Below are 15,857 nucleotides of genomic sequence, written 5' to 3'. Positions count from 1 at the left end.
CCCGCCCTGTATAGCTTTACAACACGTGAGTTAATCGCGCTCGTCTCAAGAAGATCGCTCAAAGAAGAGTAGAGGGCGATTTGCTCGGACAATCATTCTCTTGTATCCGCACCGGAAAGGTTTCCCGTGATCCGCAACTTCAAGCGCACCGCCGCTATCTTCGGCATCGTCGCCGCCACCTCCACTGCTCTCGTTGCCTGCTCTGAGTCCAACGAATCTGGCTCCGCTGAAGGCGGTTCCGATGGGGCAGAGGTTTCCGGCGACCTCTCTGGTGAGGGCGCATCCTCCCAAAAGTCCGCTATGTCCGTCTTTGAGAAGGCATTCCTGGAGGCATACCCGGATGCTAACTTCTCCTACACTTCTTCCGGCTCCGGCGCTGGTGTGAAGGCTTTCAACGGCGGCACCGTTGACTTCGCCGGTTCTGACTCCGCTCTGAAGGAAGATAAGGGCGAGGTTGAGGCCGCCAAGGAGCGTTGCGGTGGCAACGACGCATGGCACCTGCCGACGACCATTGGCCCCGTCGCCATCGCCTACAACCTGGGTGACACCGAGGTCAACCTCTCCACCGAAACCCTCGCCAAGATCTTCAAGGGCGAGATCACCAAGTGGAACGATGACGCCATCAAGGCTGAGAACGAGGGCACCGACCTTCCGGACAAGAACATCACCGTCATCTTCCGCTCTGACGAGTCCGGTACCTCCGATAACTTCCAGAAGTTCCTGAAGTCCGCTACCGGCAACTGGGACAGCGAAGGCAAGCAGTTCCCGGATTCTGTTGGTGAGGGTGCTAACGGTTCCTCCGGTGTGGCTGACCAGGTTGCCTCCATCGAGGGTGCTATCACCTACGTTGAGGCTGGCTACGCTCATCAGAAGGAAGCCGATGGCGTCAAGATTGCCAAGATTGACTTCGGCAACGGCCCGGTTGAGCTCAGCTCTGAGTCCGTCGGTGTCGCTCTCGACCACCTCGCTTTCAAGGAGACCAACTCCGAGCACGACATGGTCGTTGACTCCGACAAGCTCTTTGCTTCCAAGGATGAGGGCGCTTACCCGCTCATCCTGACCACCTACAACATCGTCTGCTCCGCTGGCTACGACGAGGAGACCTCCGCTCTGGTGAAGGCCTTCTTTAACACCGTCCTGGACAATCAGTCCGAGGAGCTGGAGAAGGCAGGCTTCATCCCGGTTTCCGGTGACCACCTGGAGCGCCTGAAGGCAGCCGTCGAGGCTATCCAGTAAGAGCGCGTTACTACGCGGGTTTCTTTGAACCCCCGTAGCGTCCGTTTGAACACACACTTCCGCCCCCAACCCGCCCTTCACGAGCGCTTTGGGGGCGGCAGCATGTCCCGTATTTTCATTGTTTCCGTTGAAAAGGATTCCCTAGTCTCATGGCAGACAACAATCTCACCACAGCGTCGTCCGTGAAGGAGGATGCCGTTTCAGCGACCCGCCCTAGCGCGCATGCGTCCGAGGCGGACGCCACCTCTACGCCCGCCGTCAAGTCCGGTGTGAAGCGCCCTGGTGATCGCATTTTTGAATTCTTGTCCACTGCGTCCGCAACGCTGATCACGGTGATGATCGCTGCCATCGCGGCCTTCCTGATCTGGCGTGCGGTTCCTTCTCTGTCCGTCAATGAGGGTGGCATTCTGGGCTTCTTCACCTACGGTGACCGTTGGGAGACCAACGACACCGATGCTATGAAGTTCGGTATACCGACCATGTTCGGTCACACCGTCTTGATTTCCATCGTGGCTCTCATCATCGCGATGCCGGTCGCGCTCGGCATTGCCATCTTCCTGTCCAATTACGCGCCGGCCAAGCTGGTCAAGCCGTTGGGATTCTTGGTAGACATGCTCGCCGCCGTGCCATCCATCGTGTACGGCCTGTGGGGCTGGCAGGTGCTCGGCCCTGCGCTGTCCGGCTTCTACACCTGGCTGCACTCCTGGGCTGGTGGCTTCTTCCTCTTCAAGGTCTACGACAACTCCCCGAACTTTGCGACGGGCCGCAACGTCCTCACCGGTGGCATTGTTCTGGCGGTGATGATCCTGCCGATCATCGCTGCCACCGCCCGCGAAGTCTTTGTGCAGACCCCTCCCGGTCAAATCGAGTCCGCCTTGGCCCTCGGCGCCACCCGGTGGGAAGTCATCCGCATGACGGTTCTCCCCTTCGGCATGTCCGGCTACATAGCCGGCTCCATGCTGGGTCTGGGCCGCGCGCTGGGTGAGACCATGGCTCTCTACATGGTTGTCTCCCCGCTGGTGGACTTCCGCTTCTCGCTGTTCGACGGCGGTACCACCTTCGCAACGGCCATTGCCCTGGCGGCTGCTGAGTTCGGTAATGAGATGCGTGCCGGTGCGTATATCGCCGCTGGCCTCATGCTGTTCCTTCTGACCTTCTTGGTCAACGCTATTGCCCGTTCCATCGTGAAGAGCAAGTAAGGAGGGCTCAGAGATGACTACGACTACAACTTCCAACTCTGTCCCGGCATCTTCCGGCCCGACCTTCCTGGATATCTCCTCGAGCCGAAAGACCACCAATACTGTTGCCACCGTTCTCGTGTGGGCAACGATGATCATCGCCATGATTCCGCTGCTGTGGGTTCTCTTCGAGCTCATTTCTCGCGGTTCGGGCGCTATCCTGAGCCCCGAATGGTGGACCCACTCCCAACGCGGAATCCTTGATACCGAGGCCGGCGGCGGTGCGCTCCACGCTATTATCGGTACCTTTGTGCAGACCGTCATCGCGACCGTCATTTCCGTTCCGATCGGCATTTTCACCGCGATTTACCTGGTGGAGTACTCCCGCGGTGGAACGCTGAGCCGTCTTACTACTTTCATGGTGGACATCCTCTCCGGTGTGCCTTCCATTGTTGCGGCCCTGTTCATCTTCGCCATGTGGATTACTCTGTTCGGCTTCAAGCGTTCCGGTATGGCGGTGGCGCTATCGCTTGTGCTCCTGATGATTCCGATTGTGGTCCGCAATACCGAAGAGATGCTCCGCGTGGTCCCGATGGATCTGCGTGAGGCTTCCTATGCTCTCGGTGTGCCGAAGTGGAAGACCATCGCGCGCATCGTTCTGCCGACCGCACTGTCCGGCATTGTCACCGGCATCATGCTGGCCGTGGCCCGCATCATGGGTGAGTCCGCGCCGGTGCTGGTGTTGGTGGGCTCCACCTCCTCCATCAACTGGGACGCACTCAAGGGTGCGCAGTCCTCGTTGCCGTTGATGATGCTGGATATGTACAAGTCCGGCGCTGATCCGGCCGTCCTGGACAAGCTGTGGGGTGCCGCCCTTACGTTGGTTCTCCTCATCGCGATTCTCAACATTGGCGCGCGCATCGTTTCGGCGAAGTTCTCCGTCAAGAAGTAACCGTATTCACTTTCTACCTACCCCATAGGAGCACTACTCATGTCCAAGCTTGAGCTCAACGACGTGAACATCTACTACGGTGACTTCCACGCCGTACAGAACGTCAACATGCAGATCCCGGCGAAGGCCGTGACTGCCTTCATCGGCCCTTCCGGCTGTGGTAAGTCCACAGTCCTGCGCACCCTGAACCGCATGCACGAGGTCATCCCTGGTGCTTATGTCAAGGGTGAGATTCTCCTGGACGGCCAGAACATCTACGGGCCCAAGGTCGATCCGGTGTCCGTTCGCAATACCATCGGCATGGTCTTCCAGAAGGCCAACCCGTTCCCGACGATGTCCATTGAGGATAACGTTGTTGCCGGCCTGAAGCTGTCCGGCGAGAAGAACAAGAAGAAGTTGAAGGAGGTCGCCGAGAAGTCCTTGCGCGGCGCCAACCTTTGGGATGAGGTTAAGGACCGCCTGGACAAGCCGGGCGGCGGCCTGTCCGGCGGCCAGCAGCAGCGTCTGTGCATTGCTCGCGCGATTGCCGTGGAGCCGGAAGTCCTGCTCATGGACGAGCCCTGCTCGGCGCTCGACCCGATTTCCACCTTGGCCGTGGAGGACCTGATCCATGAGCTGAAGGAAAACTTCACTATCGTTATCGTTACTCACAACATGCAGCAGGCAGCCCGCGTGTCGGACAAGACCGGCTTCTTCTCCCTGGAAGCCACCGGCCGTCCTGGCCACCTGGTGGAGTTCGATGACACCACGAAGATCTTCGAAAACCCCGCAAAGAAGGATACCGAGGATTACATCTCTGGCCGCTTCGGCTAAACACTGACAGCGCCGAAAGCCGGCACCTCTTCTAAAGGTCTAGAAGAGGTGCCGGCTTTGTGCATGCACTGTGCGCTAGGTGTGGCGAGCGGTAGGGGCTAGCGGTGAAACTGGCGCTCCAGCTCCGCCATGCGGGCCTCCAGCTCTGCCTCTCGTTGCTCCTGATCGCGCTTGCGCATGTAGCGGTCGGGGTCCAAGCCCGTTGCCAGGTAAATGATGCGGCCGGCAGCTGCTGCGCAATGATCGGCGAAACGCTCGTAGTAGCGCGAAAGCTGCGAGGTTTCCACGGCCTGGCGCACCGTTCCTTTCCACTCGCGCTGCGTCAACATACGAAGCAGGTGTTGGTTGATGTCATCGACGGCGTCGTCGTCCTCGGTCAAACGGAGCGCCAGCTCCGGATCGCGGGTGATAAGGATGTCTTTGAGGCCTGAGGACATGTCGAGAACGAGGCGGGCGTATTCCTCGAAATAGCCCATAATGTCCGATGGAACAACTGATTCAGGGTGGCGGCGGCGGGCGCTGGTGGCAATGTGCTGAGACAAGCGGCCCATGCGGTAAAAGTCTTCCACAATATAGATGGAAGCGATGACCTGTCGCAGATCCTTGGCCATCGGGTTTTCCAAGGCCAGAAGGGACACCGCACGGTCTTCGCAGCGCGAGCGGACTTCATCCAACTCATCGCGCAACGACAAGGCCTCTTCGGCTGGTTGCAGGGAGGATTCGATTAATGCCTGAGAGGCAAGAGTCATCAGCTTATGAACCGCAGTGCTCATGATGATGAGGTCATGGGCAAAGTTGTCCAACTGTTCACGGTAGGCAGCGCGCATGTCACGTACTTTAGCTGAACAATTGGTCTAGTGCCTGTCGAGCGACACAAAAGGGGATTTTCGTGGCTAGCCGCCGGAATGCATAATCTCCGCGCCTTCCGGCACGGTTGCATCCTCCGGATCGTCGAGCCACCCCTCGGGAAGGACCACTTTGGCGGGGGATCCCTGGCGTCCGCGGGCGCCATCGGCGTCGTCGGCAAGCGCAGGCGAATCAGCCCACGGCTCGAGCAGCTCCCGGAGAGCGTCGAGGGAGTTCACGCGGGACAGGCCAGCACGGACCTGACCTCCCACGGGAAAACCGCGTAGGTACCAGCCGATGTGCTTGCGGATATCGCGGCTGGCCTGGTCCTCGCCCTCGTGCTGCGCCAGCAGTTCTGCGTGGCGAATCATAATCTGCGTGACCTCACCCAACGTGGGCTCGGCCGGCACCGGCTCGCCACGAAGGTGCGCGGAGAGCTCTGCGAAGAGCCAAGGACGGCCCAGACAACCTCGTCCCACGACGACGCCGTCGCAGCCCGTTTGTTCCATCATGGCGTGGGCATCCGTGGCCTTGAAAATATCGCCGTTACCCAAGACAGGGACACCGGTATGGGCCAAGTGCTCCTTAAGGCGCGCAATTTCATTCCAGTCCGCATGGCCCGAGTAGCGTTGCGCGGCGGTACGTCCGTGGAGCGCGACTGCCGACGCCCCTTCTTCCACCGCAATGCGGCCGGCGTCGAGGTGCGTGTGGTGCCCCTCGTCGATGCCCACGCGCATTTTCACGGTGACCGGGATATCGGTGCCCTCCGTGGCCTTGACCGCTGCGGCGACGATGTTGCCAAAGAGGCGGCGCTTATAGGGGAGTGCGGAGCCTCCGCCGCGGCGCGTGACCTTGGGAACCGGGCAGCCAAAGTTCATATCGATGTGGTCAGCCAGATTCTCATCCACGATCATCTTCGCCGCCTTGTACGTGTACTCCGGATCGACGGTGTACAGCTGCAGTGAGCGCGGATTCTCCTGTGGATCGAAAGTGGTCATGTGCAGCGTCTTGGGATTTCGCTCTACCAAGGCGCGGGCGGTAACCATTTCGCAGACATAAAGGCCGGAGACGGTGCCGGTCTTCGCTATCTCTTGCTCGCGACACAGCACGCGAAAGGCCACGTTGGTCACGCCCGCCATGGGGGCGAGGACAACGGGGGAGTTGAGCTGGATTTTTCCGATAGCAAGAGTCACGCCGCCAATTGTGCGCGGAAAGAGCCTGGGGTGGCAAATTCTCACGAGGAAAGTGAGGGGTGCACACAGTTTGGGGCAGAGTGCGGTAAATCCTCCACCGATTCGCTAGTGTGGTGCATGTAACTAACAGGAAAGGACCGTAACGTAGGTCGTTTCTGCACATAAAAGGAGGACTAATGTCTGAGAGAATTGCATACGCACCGTTTGAGAAGCTCGTGATGAGCGCTGACGAGGCCGCAAAGTTCGTCAACCACGGTGACCGTGTGGGAATCTCCGGCTTTACCGGCGCTGGCTACCCTAAGGCGCTGCCGACCGCCATCGCGGAGAAGGCGAAGGCAGCTCATGAGGCGGGCGAGGAGTTCAAGATCGATGTTTTCTCCGGTGCCTCTACCGCTCCGGACTGTGATGGTGTGTTGGCTGAGGCAGACGCCATCCGCTTCCGCTCTCCGTATAACTCTGATCCGGTTTTGCGCGGCCGCTTCAACGACGGCTCCGCCCTGTACCAGGACATCCACCTCTCGCACTCTGGCCAGCAGGTGGAAGAGGGCTTCTACGGTGACTTCCAGGTAGCCATTATTGAGGCCGTTCGTATTGATGAGAACGGAAATATCGTTCCGTCCTCCGCCGTGGGCAACAACCTCGAATACATCGATGCCGCCGACAAGATCATCATTGAGATCAACGAGTGGCAGTCCCTCAACCTCGAGGGCATGCACGATATCTACAAGATCGAGAAGCTGCCGAACCGCCAGCCAATCCCGATTACCAAGCCGGCTGACCGCGTCGGTACCACCTACATCGAGATTCCGGAGGAGAAGGTCGTGGCTGTGGTCAAGACCAATGCCCCGGACCGCAACGCTCCGTTCAAGGCCCCGGATGAGGTTTCTGAGAAGATTGCTGCGAACTTCATCGAGTTCCTCGAGGGCGAGGTTGCTGCCGGCCGCCTAGAGTATGACAAGTTCATCATGCAGTCCGGTGTGGGCAATGTCCCGAACGCCGTGATGGCAGGCCTGTTGGACTCCAAGTTCGAAAACATTCAGGCCTATACCGAGGTTATCCAGGACGGCATGCTGGATCTTATCGACGCTGGCAAGATGACCGTCGCCTCCGCAACCTCCTTCGCCCTGTCCCCGGAGTACGCGGACAAGATGAACGCTGAGGCTGATCGCTACGCCAAGCACATCATCCTGCGCCCGCAGCAGGTATCCAACCACCCGGAGGTTATTCGCCGCGTGGGCCTGATTTCTTCCAACGGCATGATTGAGGGCGATATCTACGGCAACATCAACTCCACCAACGTCTCCGGCTCCCGCATCATGAACGGTACTGGTGGCTCGGGTGACTTCACCCGTAACGCCTACATCTCCACCTTCGTCTCCCCGTCGGTGGCCAAGGGCGGCGCTATCTCCGCCATCGTGCCTTTCGTTTCTCACACCGACCACACCGAGCACGACACCATGGTCATCATCACCGAGTATGGCGTTGCGGACCTGCGCGGTTTGGCCCCGAAGGAGCGCGTGGAGAAGGTTATCGCCGTGGCTCACCCGGATTACCGCCCGATGTTGGAGGAGTACTTCGAGCGCGCCAAGGCTAACAAGTTCCAGCACACCCCGCACGATCTGAAGACCGCCTTCGACTTCCAGGTGAACTTCATGGAGAAGGGTGACATGCGCGGCTAATTCTTAGACCCGCAAGGCCGTGGCCCTTACCGCTGAAGGTGAGGGCCATTTCCTTTTCTATGGTGCCACCGGCTAGGATAGGTGAGCGTTGGGCCTTTAGCTCAGTTGGTAGAGCTACGGACTTTTAATCCGCAGGTCGTGGGTTCGATCCCCACAGGGCCCACAAAAAGAGCCGCCTTCGGGCGGCTCTTTTTTGTTTTGGGGCCCAAGCGCAGGGCTGGGTTCAGGGCTAGCTCTTAACGAGCTTCCTGATGGCCCGCATGGCCTCCTCGAGCTTCTCTGTGGCTACTTGCCCGTCTTCGGCGGCTGCTCCCGCCACACAGTGTTCTATGTGGTCCTCCAAGAGCGCTAGGGAAACGTTCTCGAGCGCTGAAGTAACCGCTGAGATCTGCGTGATGATGTCGATACAGTATTGGTCCTCCGCGATCATGCGGTGGATGCCTCGGGTTTGGCCTTCGATGCGCTTGAGGCGAGCCAAGTACTTTGCTTTCTGCTCATCATCGGAGTTGTAGCCGTGCACACCCGGCTCGTGACAGGAACAGGTATCCCGCTGGTCAGCCATGGTTTTCTGCCTTTCTGCCAGGACGATTTGGTTAAGTGAGGATGTCTCCAGTATATTTTTACAAAGTTGCCTCAAGGCAACGGGCCCCCATCGTCTAGCGGCCTAGGACACCGCCCTTTCACGGCGGCGGCACGGGTTCGAATCCCGTTGGGGGTACCAACACTTTTGTGTTGGTGCACAAGAAAATACTTATGGCCCTGTGGCGCAGTTGGTTAGCGCGCCGCCCTGTCACGGCGGAGGTCGCGGGTTCAAGTCCCGTCAGGGTCGCCATATTTCAGCCTCGGAGCATTGTTTATAGAACATATGCCTCGGGGCTTGTGTCGTTTTATGGTGGTGTGTGGAGGCTCCTGCAACGTCGCAAATGGCGCATAGATCTGTATAGGTCTAGGCGCTGTGGTGACAGTGTGTATTGAGGGGCTGCATCACCGTGAAAACGGTGAATGACATGCTGATTTGGTGTGCTTATCTAGCTTTGTGTAGAGTACTTATTCGTGCCCAGCGCACAACAGATAATTGAAAATGGCCCTGTGGCGCAGTTGGTTAGCGCGCCGCCCTGTCACGGCGGAGGTCGCGGGTTCAAGTCCCGTCAGGGTCGCCGAAGTCCTTGTGGCTTCTGGCCAGATAGCTCAGTCGGTAGAGCACACGCCTGAAAAGTGTGGGGTCGCCAGTTCGATCCTGGCTCTGGCCACAAGACAGCCCCTTCCATTGGAAGGGGCTTTTTTGTTGCTCTTTTTGGTTTAATGGGCGGCATGACTACTTCAGTTGCGCACCAAACCGATCAATCCCGTTTCGTCATCACCGTTGATGGGGAAGAAGCAGGCTTCGCCGAATACAGTGATTCCGCTACCACACGCGAATTCACGCACACGGAAATCTTCGAGTCATTTCAGGGCCAAGGGCTGTCCAAGCCGCTTATTAAAGCGGCACTGGATGATGACTCAACGGCCGGCCGCCAAGTCATTCCAACGTGCAGCGCCGTGGCGCGCTTCATTGAGAAGAATCCCGATTACCAGCGGCTGACTGCCCGTGAAGGCAGCCTTTAAAGGCACGGTCTTTTAGATGTAGTAGTCCGGGTCCACCAGCTTGATGCGCTCATCCTTCTTGCGCGGGCGGTTGGTGGCCGGGATACCGATGGCAATGTGCTCCGGTGGCACGTCCTTTGTCACTACGGCGTTGGCACCGACAGCGGAGCCGTGGCCGATGGTAATCGGGCCGAGCACTTTGGCGCCCGCGCCAATGGTGACGTTGTCCTCAATTGTTGGGTGGCGCTTAGTCTGTGTCAGCACCTGACCACCGAGCGTGACGCCGTGGTAAAGCATGACGCCATCGCCAATTTCGGCGGTTTCACCGATGACGATCCCCATGCCGTGGTCAATGAAGAAGCGCCGGCCAATGGTAGCGCCGGGGTGAATCTCGATTCCGGTGAAGAAGCGGTTAAGCTGCGCCAAAATACGGGCTGGCCCACGCCATCCACGTTTCCACATGCGGTGGGCGATTCGGTGCGCCCAAATGGCGTGAAGGCCGGAGTAGACCACGGCATTTTCGACGTCGCCGCGCGCGGCCGGATCATGCTCGCGCGCGTTGGCGAGGTCTTCACGAATCATCTTCAAGATGTGCATGCGAACCATCCTATCTAGAAAGAAAAAGCGCCCCCTAGCACAGAGGGCGCTTTTATTCGGAGGGCTTTCCACGGCGCCGTGCTTGGCGACGTCCCGTGGAAAGCCACGTTAGCGTTTTCCTTAGGCCTCGCGAATGTCCTCGAAGAGGATGGTGGAGACATAGCGCTCACCGAAGTCCGGGGCGACGACGACGATGGTCTTGCCCTTGAACTCTTCGCGCGCAGCCAGCTTGAGTGCCGCAGAGACGTTGGCACCGGAGGAAATGCCGACGAGCAGTCCTTCTTCGGTGGCCAGCTTGCGTGCGGTGGAGACGGATTCCTCGGTGGTTGCGGTGAGCACCTCGTTGAGGATCTCGCGGTCCAGAACCTCTGGGACAAAGTTGGCGCCGATGCCCTGGATCTTGTGGGGGCCAGCGTGTCCCTCGGAGAGGACGGGGGAGTCGGCGGGCTCAACGGCGACCAGGTAGGTGTCGGGGTTCTGGGAACGCAGGTAGCGGCCCACACCGGTGACGGTGCCGCCGGTGCCGACGCCAGCGACGAAAGCGTCGACCTTGCCCTCAGCGTCGTCCCAGATCTCGCGGCCCGTGGTTGCCTCGTGAATCTTCGGGTTTGCCTCGTTGGCGAACTGGGAGGCCAGGATGGCGTTGGGGGTCTCAGCGATAATTTCGTTGGCCTTCTCGACAGCACCCTTCATGCCGGCAGCGCCCGGGGTGAGCACGATTTCAGCACCATAAGCGCGCAACAAAACCTTGCGCTCGTTGGACATGGTCTCCGGCATGGTGAGGATGACCTTGTAACCCTGGGCGGCACCGACGAGTGCCAAGCCGATGCCGGTGTTGCCGGAGGTGGCCTCAACGATGGTGCCGCCTGGCTTTAGCTCGCCGGATTCTACGGCGGTGTCGACAATTGCCTTGGCAATGCGATCCTTGACGGAATTAGCGGGGTTGAAAGACTCAACCTTCACCAGTACCTCGGCGCCGAGGCCTTCGGTCAGGCGGTTGAGGCGGACAAGCGGGGTACCGCCGATGGTGTCGAGAATATTGTTGTATACAGCCACGATGTGGACTCCTTGAAGATAAGTTCTGATGTACAGCAGACACTCTACACCGTGGCAATAGACCAAGTGGTATATAGATTCTGAACAGATCATTCGGGCATGGCATGTGGGATTTGAGGCGTCTCATGAGGGCGAGGCGTGATTTAGAATTACCCCCGTCGGCCGGTTATACTTCGCAAATAGTGTTCGCCTACCCCCGTTTCAGGCGGGAAATGTGGGTGCACCTGCTGGTTACCCCCGAGTAAGAGAGAGTCTCATGGAGCCGCACCGACTCAAGGATGACGACGAAGCCGTACGCGCAGCGCTCTCGTCACTAAAGACCGCAACGGGAATCCCCGTCACGATGTACGGGACCTTGCTGCCGGACAATCGCCTGCAGATTACCCAGTGGGTAGGGCTGCGGACCCCGGCCTTGCAGAATTTGGTGATTGACGCGAACGTGGGCGTCGGCGGGCGCGTTGTCAGCACTCGCCGCGCGGTTGGTGTGTCCGACTACACTCGTGCCACCACAATTAGCCATGAGAATGATCGCCATATCCAGGATGAGGGACTGCATTCGATCGTGGCGGTGCCGGTCACCGTTCAGCGTGAAATCCGCGGTGTCCTCTATGTTGGTGTCCATTCGCCGGTGCGCTTGGGTGACAAGGTAATCGAGGAAGTCACCATGACTGCTCGGTGCCTCGAGCAGGATCTGGCCGTTAATTCCGCGTTGCGTCGTGCCGACGGAGGCAAGGGCGGCGCTGCTCGCGGCCACGTGATGAACGGGGCTGAGTGGGAGCAGGTGCGCTCAACGCACTCTAAGCTCCGCATGTTGGCTAACCGAGTCAACGATGAAGATCTCCGTAAGGAACTAGAGGCTCTTTGCGACCAGATGGTCTCCCCGGTGCGCGTTAAGCAGTCCACCAAGCTTTCTGCTCGCGAGCTGGATGTTCTTTCCTGCGTGGCGTTAGGGCATACCAATGTCGAGGCGGCCGAGGAAATGGGTATTGGCGCCGAAACGGTGAAGTCCTATTTGCGCTCTGTCATGCGCAAACTGGGTGCACATACTCGCTATGAGGCAGTTAATGCGGCCCGTCGTATAGGCGCGTTGCCCTGATCGTAGGTAAGTTGGGTGGGCGTGAAAGACCAATTTATTGTCTCCGGTGGGGCGCGCCTGCAGGGCACCGTCAAGGTGGACGGTGCCAAGAACAGTGTGCTGAAGCTGATGGCTGCGGCACTGTTGGCGGAGGGCACCACCACGCTGACCAACTGTCCTAAAATCCTTGATGTTCCACTGATGCGAAAGGTCCTTGAAGGCCTTGGCTGTTCAGTGGAAATCGATGGCCACACCGTGCAGATCACCACGCCGGCCACGTTGCATTCCAATGCAGACTTCGATGCGGTGCGCCAATTCCGCGCGTCGGTGTGTGTATTGGGGCCGCTGACGGCGCGCTGTGGTCACGCAAAGGTAGCTTTGCCAGGTGGCGACGCCATTGGTTCCCGCCCACTGGACATGCACCAATCTGGGCTAGAGAAGATGGGCGCTAGCACGCGCATCGAACACGGCGCCGTTGTAGCGGAGGCGGATCAGCTCCATGGCGCGAACATCAAGCTCGATTTTCCCTCGGTAGGCGCTACCGAAAATATTCTTACTGCTGCAGTCCTTGCGGATGGCGAAACCCAACTCCACAATGCGGCCCGCGAACCGGAAATTGTGGACCTGTGCACGATGCTCAAGGAAATGGGCGCCGACATCTCCGGGGAGGGGACATCCACCATCACCATTCGGGGAGTGGACAAGCTGCAACCGACGGAGCACGAGGTTATCGGTGACCGTATTGTTGCGGGTACGTGGGCATATGCTGCCGTAATGACTCGCGGGGATATCACGGTGGGCGGTATTGCTCCCAAGCACCTGCACCTGCCGTTGGAGAAGCTTAAGTCCGCCGGTGCGGATATCGAGGACTATGTCAATGGTTTCCGCGTGCGCATGGACCGGCGTCCAACTGCTGTGGACTACCAAACGCTGCCGTACCCCGGCTTCCCCACGGATCTTCAGCCGATTGCCATCGGGCTCTCCGCGGTCGCGGAAGGTACATCCATCATCACGGAAAATGTCTTTGAGTCTCGTTTCCGGTTCGTCGATGAGATGCTCCGCCTTGGCGCTGATGCCCAGGTGGATGGACACCACGTAGTTATCCGCGGTCAAGAGCGCCTGTCCTCGACGCATGTCTGGAGCTCCGATATCCGCGCAGGTGCCGGATTGGTCCTCTCCGCTTTGTGTGCGGATGAGACGACCACCGTGCACGATGTCTTTCACATCGACCGCGGCTATCCGAACTTTGTAGAGAACCTGCAGGCCTTGGGCGCCACCATCGAGCGCACTCAAGAGGAGGAGCTCTACTAAGGAGCATTGCTTGGCGACGTCCCTATGTGGCGCACCTTTTCGGTGTGTCACCTGGGGATTTGTTGTTTGTTGGGGGTGTGCGTATATTTATCCGAGTCGCCGCGAGGTAGCCGGGAGGTTAACTGGTGGTAGATGTTCGGACAATGTTTGTTCGGCGGGTTTGACTTTGGTTGAGCTTGTTGGGTAAGGTTGTTCGGGCCGCTGCGGAGAGGTTAACGTTTGGTTAATTTTGTTTGTGGTGTGCGAACGATGTTTGAGAACTCAATAGTGTGCCAATGTACTTTTTGTGTTGGTTGGTTTTATTCATTGTGGCTGTGATATGCCGTATGCGTATCACGGTTGGTGTATGCCGGATGGCGCTTTTCTTTCAAGCGGCGTCATTGTAAATAACATAAGTTGTTTGGGCGTAAATGATTTAAAATCTTCTGACTTTGCCAGCCTCCTGTTTATCCCCGTCGGGTTGGGGGTTGGTTTCGAGATTTTTTCTTTATGTAATTTTTGGATAGCCAGTCCGTGCTGTGCACGGTTTGGTTTGTCTTTTTGTTAGGTTTGGGCTTTTCACGGCCTTTTTTGTGGAGAGTTTGATCCTGGCTCAGGACGAACGCTGGCGGCGTGCTTAACACATGCAAGTCGAACGGAAAGGCCTCTTGCTTGCAAGGGGTACTCGAGTGGCGAACGGGTGAGTAACACGTGGGTGATCTGCCTTGCACTCTGGGATAAGCTTGGGAAACTGGGTCTAATACCGGATATGAACTGCCTTTAGTGTGGTGGTTGGAAAGTTTTTTCGGTGCAAGATGAGCTCGCGGCCTATCAGCTTGTTGGTGGGGTAATGGCCTACCAAGGCGTCGACGGGTAGCCGGCCTGAGAGGGTGTACGGCCACATTGGGACTGAGATACGGCCCAGACTCCTACGGGAGGCAGCAGTGGGGAATATTGCACAATGGGCGGAAGCCTGATGCAGCGACGCCGCGTGGGGGATGACGGCCTTCGGGTTGTAAACTCCTTTCGACAGGGACGAAGCTTTTTGTGACGGTACCTGTATAAGAAGCACCGGCTAACTACGTGCCAGCAGCCGCGGTAATACGTAGGGTGCGAGCGTTGTCCGGAATTACTGGGCGTAAAGAGCTCGTAGGTGGTTTGTCGCGTCGTCTGTGAAATTCCGGGGCTTAACTTCGGGCGTGCAGGCGATACGGGCATAACTTGAGTGCTGTAGGGGAGACTGGAATTCCTGGTGTAGCGGTGAAATGCGCAGATATCAGGAGGAACACCGATGGCGAAGGCAGGTCTCTGGGCAGTTACTGACGCTGAGGAGCGAAAGCATGGGTAGCAAACAGGATTAGATACCCTGGTAGTCCATGCCGTAAACGGTGGGCGCTAGGTGTAGGGGGCTTCCACGTCTTCTGTGCCGTAGCTAACGCATTAAGCGCCCCGCCTGGGGAGTACGGCCGCAAGGCTAAAACTCAAAGGAATTGACGGGGGCCCGCACAAGCGGCGGAGCATGTGGATTAATTCGATGCAACGCGAAGAACCTTACCTGGGCTTGACATACACCAGATTGCTGCAGAGATGTAGTGTCCCTTGTGGTTGGTGTACAGGTGGTGCATGGTTGTCGTCAGCTCGTGTCGTGAGATGTTGGGTTAAGTCCCGCAACGAGCGCAACCCTTGTCTTATGTTGCCAGCATTTGGTTGGGGACTCATGAGAGACTGCCGGGGTTAACTCGGAGGAAGGTGGGGATGACGTCAAATCATCATGCCCCTTATGTCCAGGGCTTCACACATGCTACAATGGTCGGTACAACGCGCAGCGACACTGTGAGGTGGAGCGAATCGCTGAAAGCCGGTCTTAGTTCGGATTGGGGTCTGCAACTCGACCCCATGAAGTCGGAGTCGCTAGTAATCGCAGATCAGCAACGCTGCGGTGAATACGTTCCCGGGCCTTGTACACACCGCCCGTCACGTCATGAAAGTTGGTAACACCCGAAGCCAGTGGCCTAAACTTGTTAGGGAGCTGTCGAAGGTGGGATCGGCGATTGGGACGAAGTCGTAACAAGGTACCCGTACCGGAAGGTGCGGGTGGATCACCTCCTTTCTAAGGAGCATTTATTTTGAGCACCAGTTGGTGCTGTATAGCGTGTGAGTGTTTATTCTTACTCGCTTGGTGGTTTATGTAGACGATTGTTTTACTGCCGCCTATTGATAATCGGGTGGAGATACATCTTAACCAGAATGATGATTCAACTAACACATGTACGTCTAACTGCGTATTGATAAGTGCTTGGTGCATTGTTGGGTGTCTGGGGCATTGTTCCCTGGTTGTATAACCCACGTAAGTTTCAA

13 protein-coding genes, 5 tRNA genes and 1 rRNA gene are annotated in these 15,857 nt (G+C 58.1%); 14 read left to right on the top strand and 5 right to left on the bottom strand.

Annotated elements, in window-relative coordinates:
* Window positions 1-126 precede the first annotated feature (126 nt).
* From pstS to pstB, 4 genes are all read left to right on the top strand, one after another.
* Window positions 127-1,236, top strand: a complete 1,110-nt coding sequence (gene pstS / locus R3O64_RS10790; protein WP_070522954.1) for a phosphate ABC transporter substrate-binding protein PstS — start codon at window positions 127-129, stop codon at window positions 1,234-1,236.
* A gap of 149 nt (window positions 1,237-1,385) precedes the next feature.
* On the top strand, window positions 1,386-2,435 hold the full coding sequence (gene pstC, locus R3O64_RS10785) for a phosphate ABC transporter permease subunit PstC (RefSeq protein ID WP_070522957.1): 1,050 nt from the start codon (window positions 1,386-1,388) through the stop codon (window positions 2,433-2,435).
* A gap of 13 nt (window positions 2,436-2,448) precedes the next feature.
* Complete coding sequence (gene pstA, locus R3O64_RS10780; RefSeq protein WP_070522961.1) at window positions 2,449-3,366, top strand: phosphate ABC transporter permease PstA; 918 nt, start codon at window positions 2,449-2,451, stop codon at window positions 3,364-3,366.
* Window positions 3,367-3,405: 39 nt separating this feature from the next.
* Window positions 3,406-4,179, top strand: a complete 774-nt coding sequence (gene pstB, locus R3O64_RS10775) for a phosphate ABC transporter ATP-binding protein PstB (protein WP_070532392.1) — start codon at window positions 3,406-3,408, stop codon at window positions 4,177-4,179.
* A 98-nt stretch (window positions 4,180-4,277) separates the two neighbouring features.
* On the opposite strand, the gene phoU is transcribed toward pstB, so the two are convergent.
* Together phoU and dusB are read right to left on the bottom strand one after the other, a co-directional pair.
* Window positions 4,278-5,006 carry a phosphate signaling complex protein PhoU gene (phoU, locus tag R3O64_RS10770; RefSeq protein WP_144676632.1) on the bottom strand — a complete coding sequence of 243 codons (729 nt, stop codon included), beginning with the start codon at window positions 5,004-5,006 and terminating at the stop codon, window positions 4,278-4,280.
* 66 nt (window positions 5,007-5,072) lie between these two features.
* A complete protein-coding gene (dusB, locus tag R3O64_RS10765; protein ID WP_339016887.1) occupies window positions 5,073-6,218 on the bottom strand; it encodes a tRNA dihydrouridine synthase DusB in 1,146 nt (381 codons plus the stop codon).
* 176 nt (window positions 6,219-6,394) lie between these two features.
* Here dusB and R3O64_RS10760 point away from each other — a divergent pair, with 176 nt between their 5' ends.
* Entirely contained in the window at window positions 6,395-7,897 is a 1,503-nt protein-coding gene (locus R3O64_RS10760; protein WP_070522973.1) for an acetyl-CoA hydrolase/transferase family protein, read from the top strand.
* A 90-nt stretch (window positions 7,898-7,987) separates the two neighbouring features.
* Window positions 7,988-8,060: transfer RNA gene (locus R3O64_RS10755), tRNA-Lys, on the top strand.
* Between the two features lie 66 nt (window positions 8,061-8,126).
* Here R3O64_RS10755 and R3O64_RS10750 read toward each other — a convergent pair.
* A complete protein-coding gene (locus tag R3O64_RS10750) occupies window positions 8,127-8,459 on the bottom strand; it encodes a metal-sensitive transcriptional regulator (protein WP_070532400.1) in 333 nt (110 codons plus the stop codon).
* 83 nt (window positions 8,460-8,542) lie between these two features.
* On the opposite strand from R3O64_RS10750, the gene R3O64_RS10745 reads away from it, so the two are divergent.
* The 5 genes from R3O64_RS10745 (at window position 8,543) to R3O64_RS10725 (ending at window position 9,502) form a co-directional block, all read left to right on the top strand.
* A tRNA-Glu gene (locus R3O64_RS10745) sits at window positions 8,543-8,618 on the top strand.
* Between the two features lie 34 nt (window positions 8,619-8,652).
* Window positions 8,653-8,729, top strand: a tRNA-Asp gene (locus R3O64_RS10740).
* Window positions 8,730-8,980: 251 nt separating this feature from the next.
* Window positions 8,981-9,054, top strand: a tRNA-Asp gene (locus tag R3O64_RS10735).
* 20 nt (window positions 9,055-9,074) lie between these two features.
* Window positions 9,075-9,147 (top strand) — tRNA-Phe (locus R3O64_RS10730).
* A 52-nt stretch (window positions 9,148-9,199) separates the two neighbouring features.
* A complete protein-coding gene (locus tag R3O64_RS10725; protein WP_070522980.1) occupies window positions 9,200-9,502 on the top strand; it encodes a GNAT family N-acetyltransferase in 303 nt (100 codons plus the stop codon).
* A 12-nt stretch (window positions 9,503-9,514) separates the two neighbouring features.
* On the opposite strand, the gene epsC is transcribed toward R3O64_RS10725, so the two are convergent.
* Window positions 9,515-10,078 (bottom strand): serine O-acetyltransferase EpsC, encoded by a 564-nt coding sequence (epsC, locus tag R3O64_RS10720; protein ID WP_070532406.1) that lies wholly within the window; start codon window positions 10,076-10,078, stop codon window positions 9,515-9,517.
* A gap of 120 nt (window positions 10,079-10,198) precedes the next feature.
* Window positions 10,199-11,134: a cysteine synthase A gene (gene cysK / locus R3O64_RS10715; RefSeq protein ID WP_070563979.1), complete on the bottom strand. Its 936-nt coding sequence runs from the start codon at window positions 11,132-11,134 to the stop codon at window positions 10,199-10,201.
* Between the two features lie 256 nt (window positions 11,135-11,390).
* Between cysK and ramA the strand changes: the two genes are divergently transcribed.
* The 3 genes from ramA to R3O64_RS10700 all read left to right on the top strand — a co-directional run bounded on the left by ramA (window position 11,391) and on the right by R3O64_RS10700 (window position 15,609).
* Window positions 11,391-12,230: an acetate metabolism transcriptional regulator RamA gene (gene ramA, locus R3O64_RS10710; RefSeq protein ID WP_070522991.1), complete on the top strand. Its 840-nt coding sequence runs from the start codon at window positions 11,391-11,393 to the stop codon at window positions 12,228-12,230.
* Window positions 12,231-12,251: 21 nt separating this feature from the next.
* Window positions 12,252-13,520 (top strand): UDP-N-acetylglucosamine 1-carboxyvinyltransferase, encoded by a 1,269-nt coding sequence (gene murA, locus R3O64_RS10705; protein WP_070523021.1) that lies wholly within the window; start codon window positions 12,252-12,254, stop codon window positions 13,518-13,520.
* A 569-nt stretch (window positions 13,521-14,089) separates the two neighbouring features.
* A 16S ribosomal RNA gene (locus R3O64_RS10700) occupies window positions 14,090-15,609 on the top strand.
* Window positions 15,610-15,857: the final 248 nt, after the last annotated feature.

Source organism: Corynebacterium hesseae (assembly GCF_037850265.1).
In the GTDB taxonomy this organism is placed as follows: domain Bacteria; phylum Actinomycetota; class Actinomycetes; order Mycobacteriales; family Mycobacteriaceae; genus Corynebacterium; species Corynebacterium hesseae.
This window is presented reverse-complemented; position numbering and strand designations above follow the sequence as displayed.

Bases quoted from the DNA above. Each gene is read 5' to 3' on its own strand.
- pstA (WP_070522961.1), top strand. From the start codon at position 2,449: ATGACTACGACTACAACTTCCAACTCTGTCCCGGCATCTTCCGGCCCG.
- phoU (WP_144676632.1), bottom strand. From the start codon at position 5,006: ATGCGCGCTGCCTACCGTGAACAGTTGGACAACTTTGCCCATGACCTC.
- R3O64_RS10725 (WP_070522980.1), top strand. From the start codon at position 9,200: ATGGGCGGCATGACTACTTCAGTTGCGCACCAAACCGATCAATCCCGT.
- ramA (WP_070522991.1), top strand. From the start codon at position 11,391: ATGGAGCCGCACCGACTCAAGGATGACGACGAAGCCGTACGCGCAGCG.
- pstC (WP_070522957.1), top strand. From the start codon at position 1,386: ATGGCAGACAACAATCTCACCACAGCGTCGTCCGTGAAGGAGGATGCC.
- epsC (WP_070532406.1), bottom strand. From the start codon at position 10,078: ATGCACATCTTGAAGATGATTCGTGAAGACCTCGCCAACGCGCGCGAG.
- R3O64_RS10750 (WP_070532400.1), bottom strand. From the start codon at position 8,459: ATGGCTGACCAGCGGGATACCTGTTCCTGTCACGAGCCGGGTGTGCAC.
- R3O64_RS10760 (WP_070522973.1), top strand. From the start codon at position 6,395: ATGTCTGAGAGAATTGCATACGCACCGTTTGAGAAGCTCGTGATGAGC.
- pstB (WP_070532392.1), top strand. From the start codon at position 3,406: ATGTCCAAGCTTGAGCTCAACGACGTGAACATCTACTACGGTGACTTC.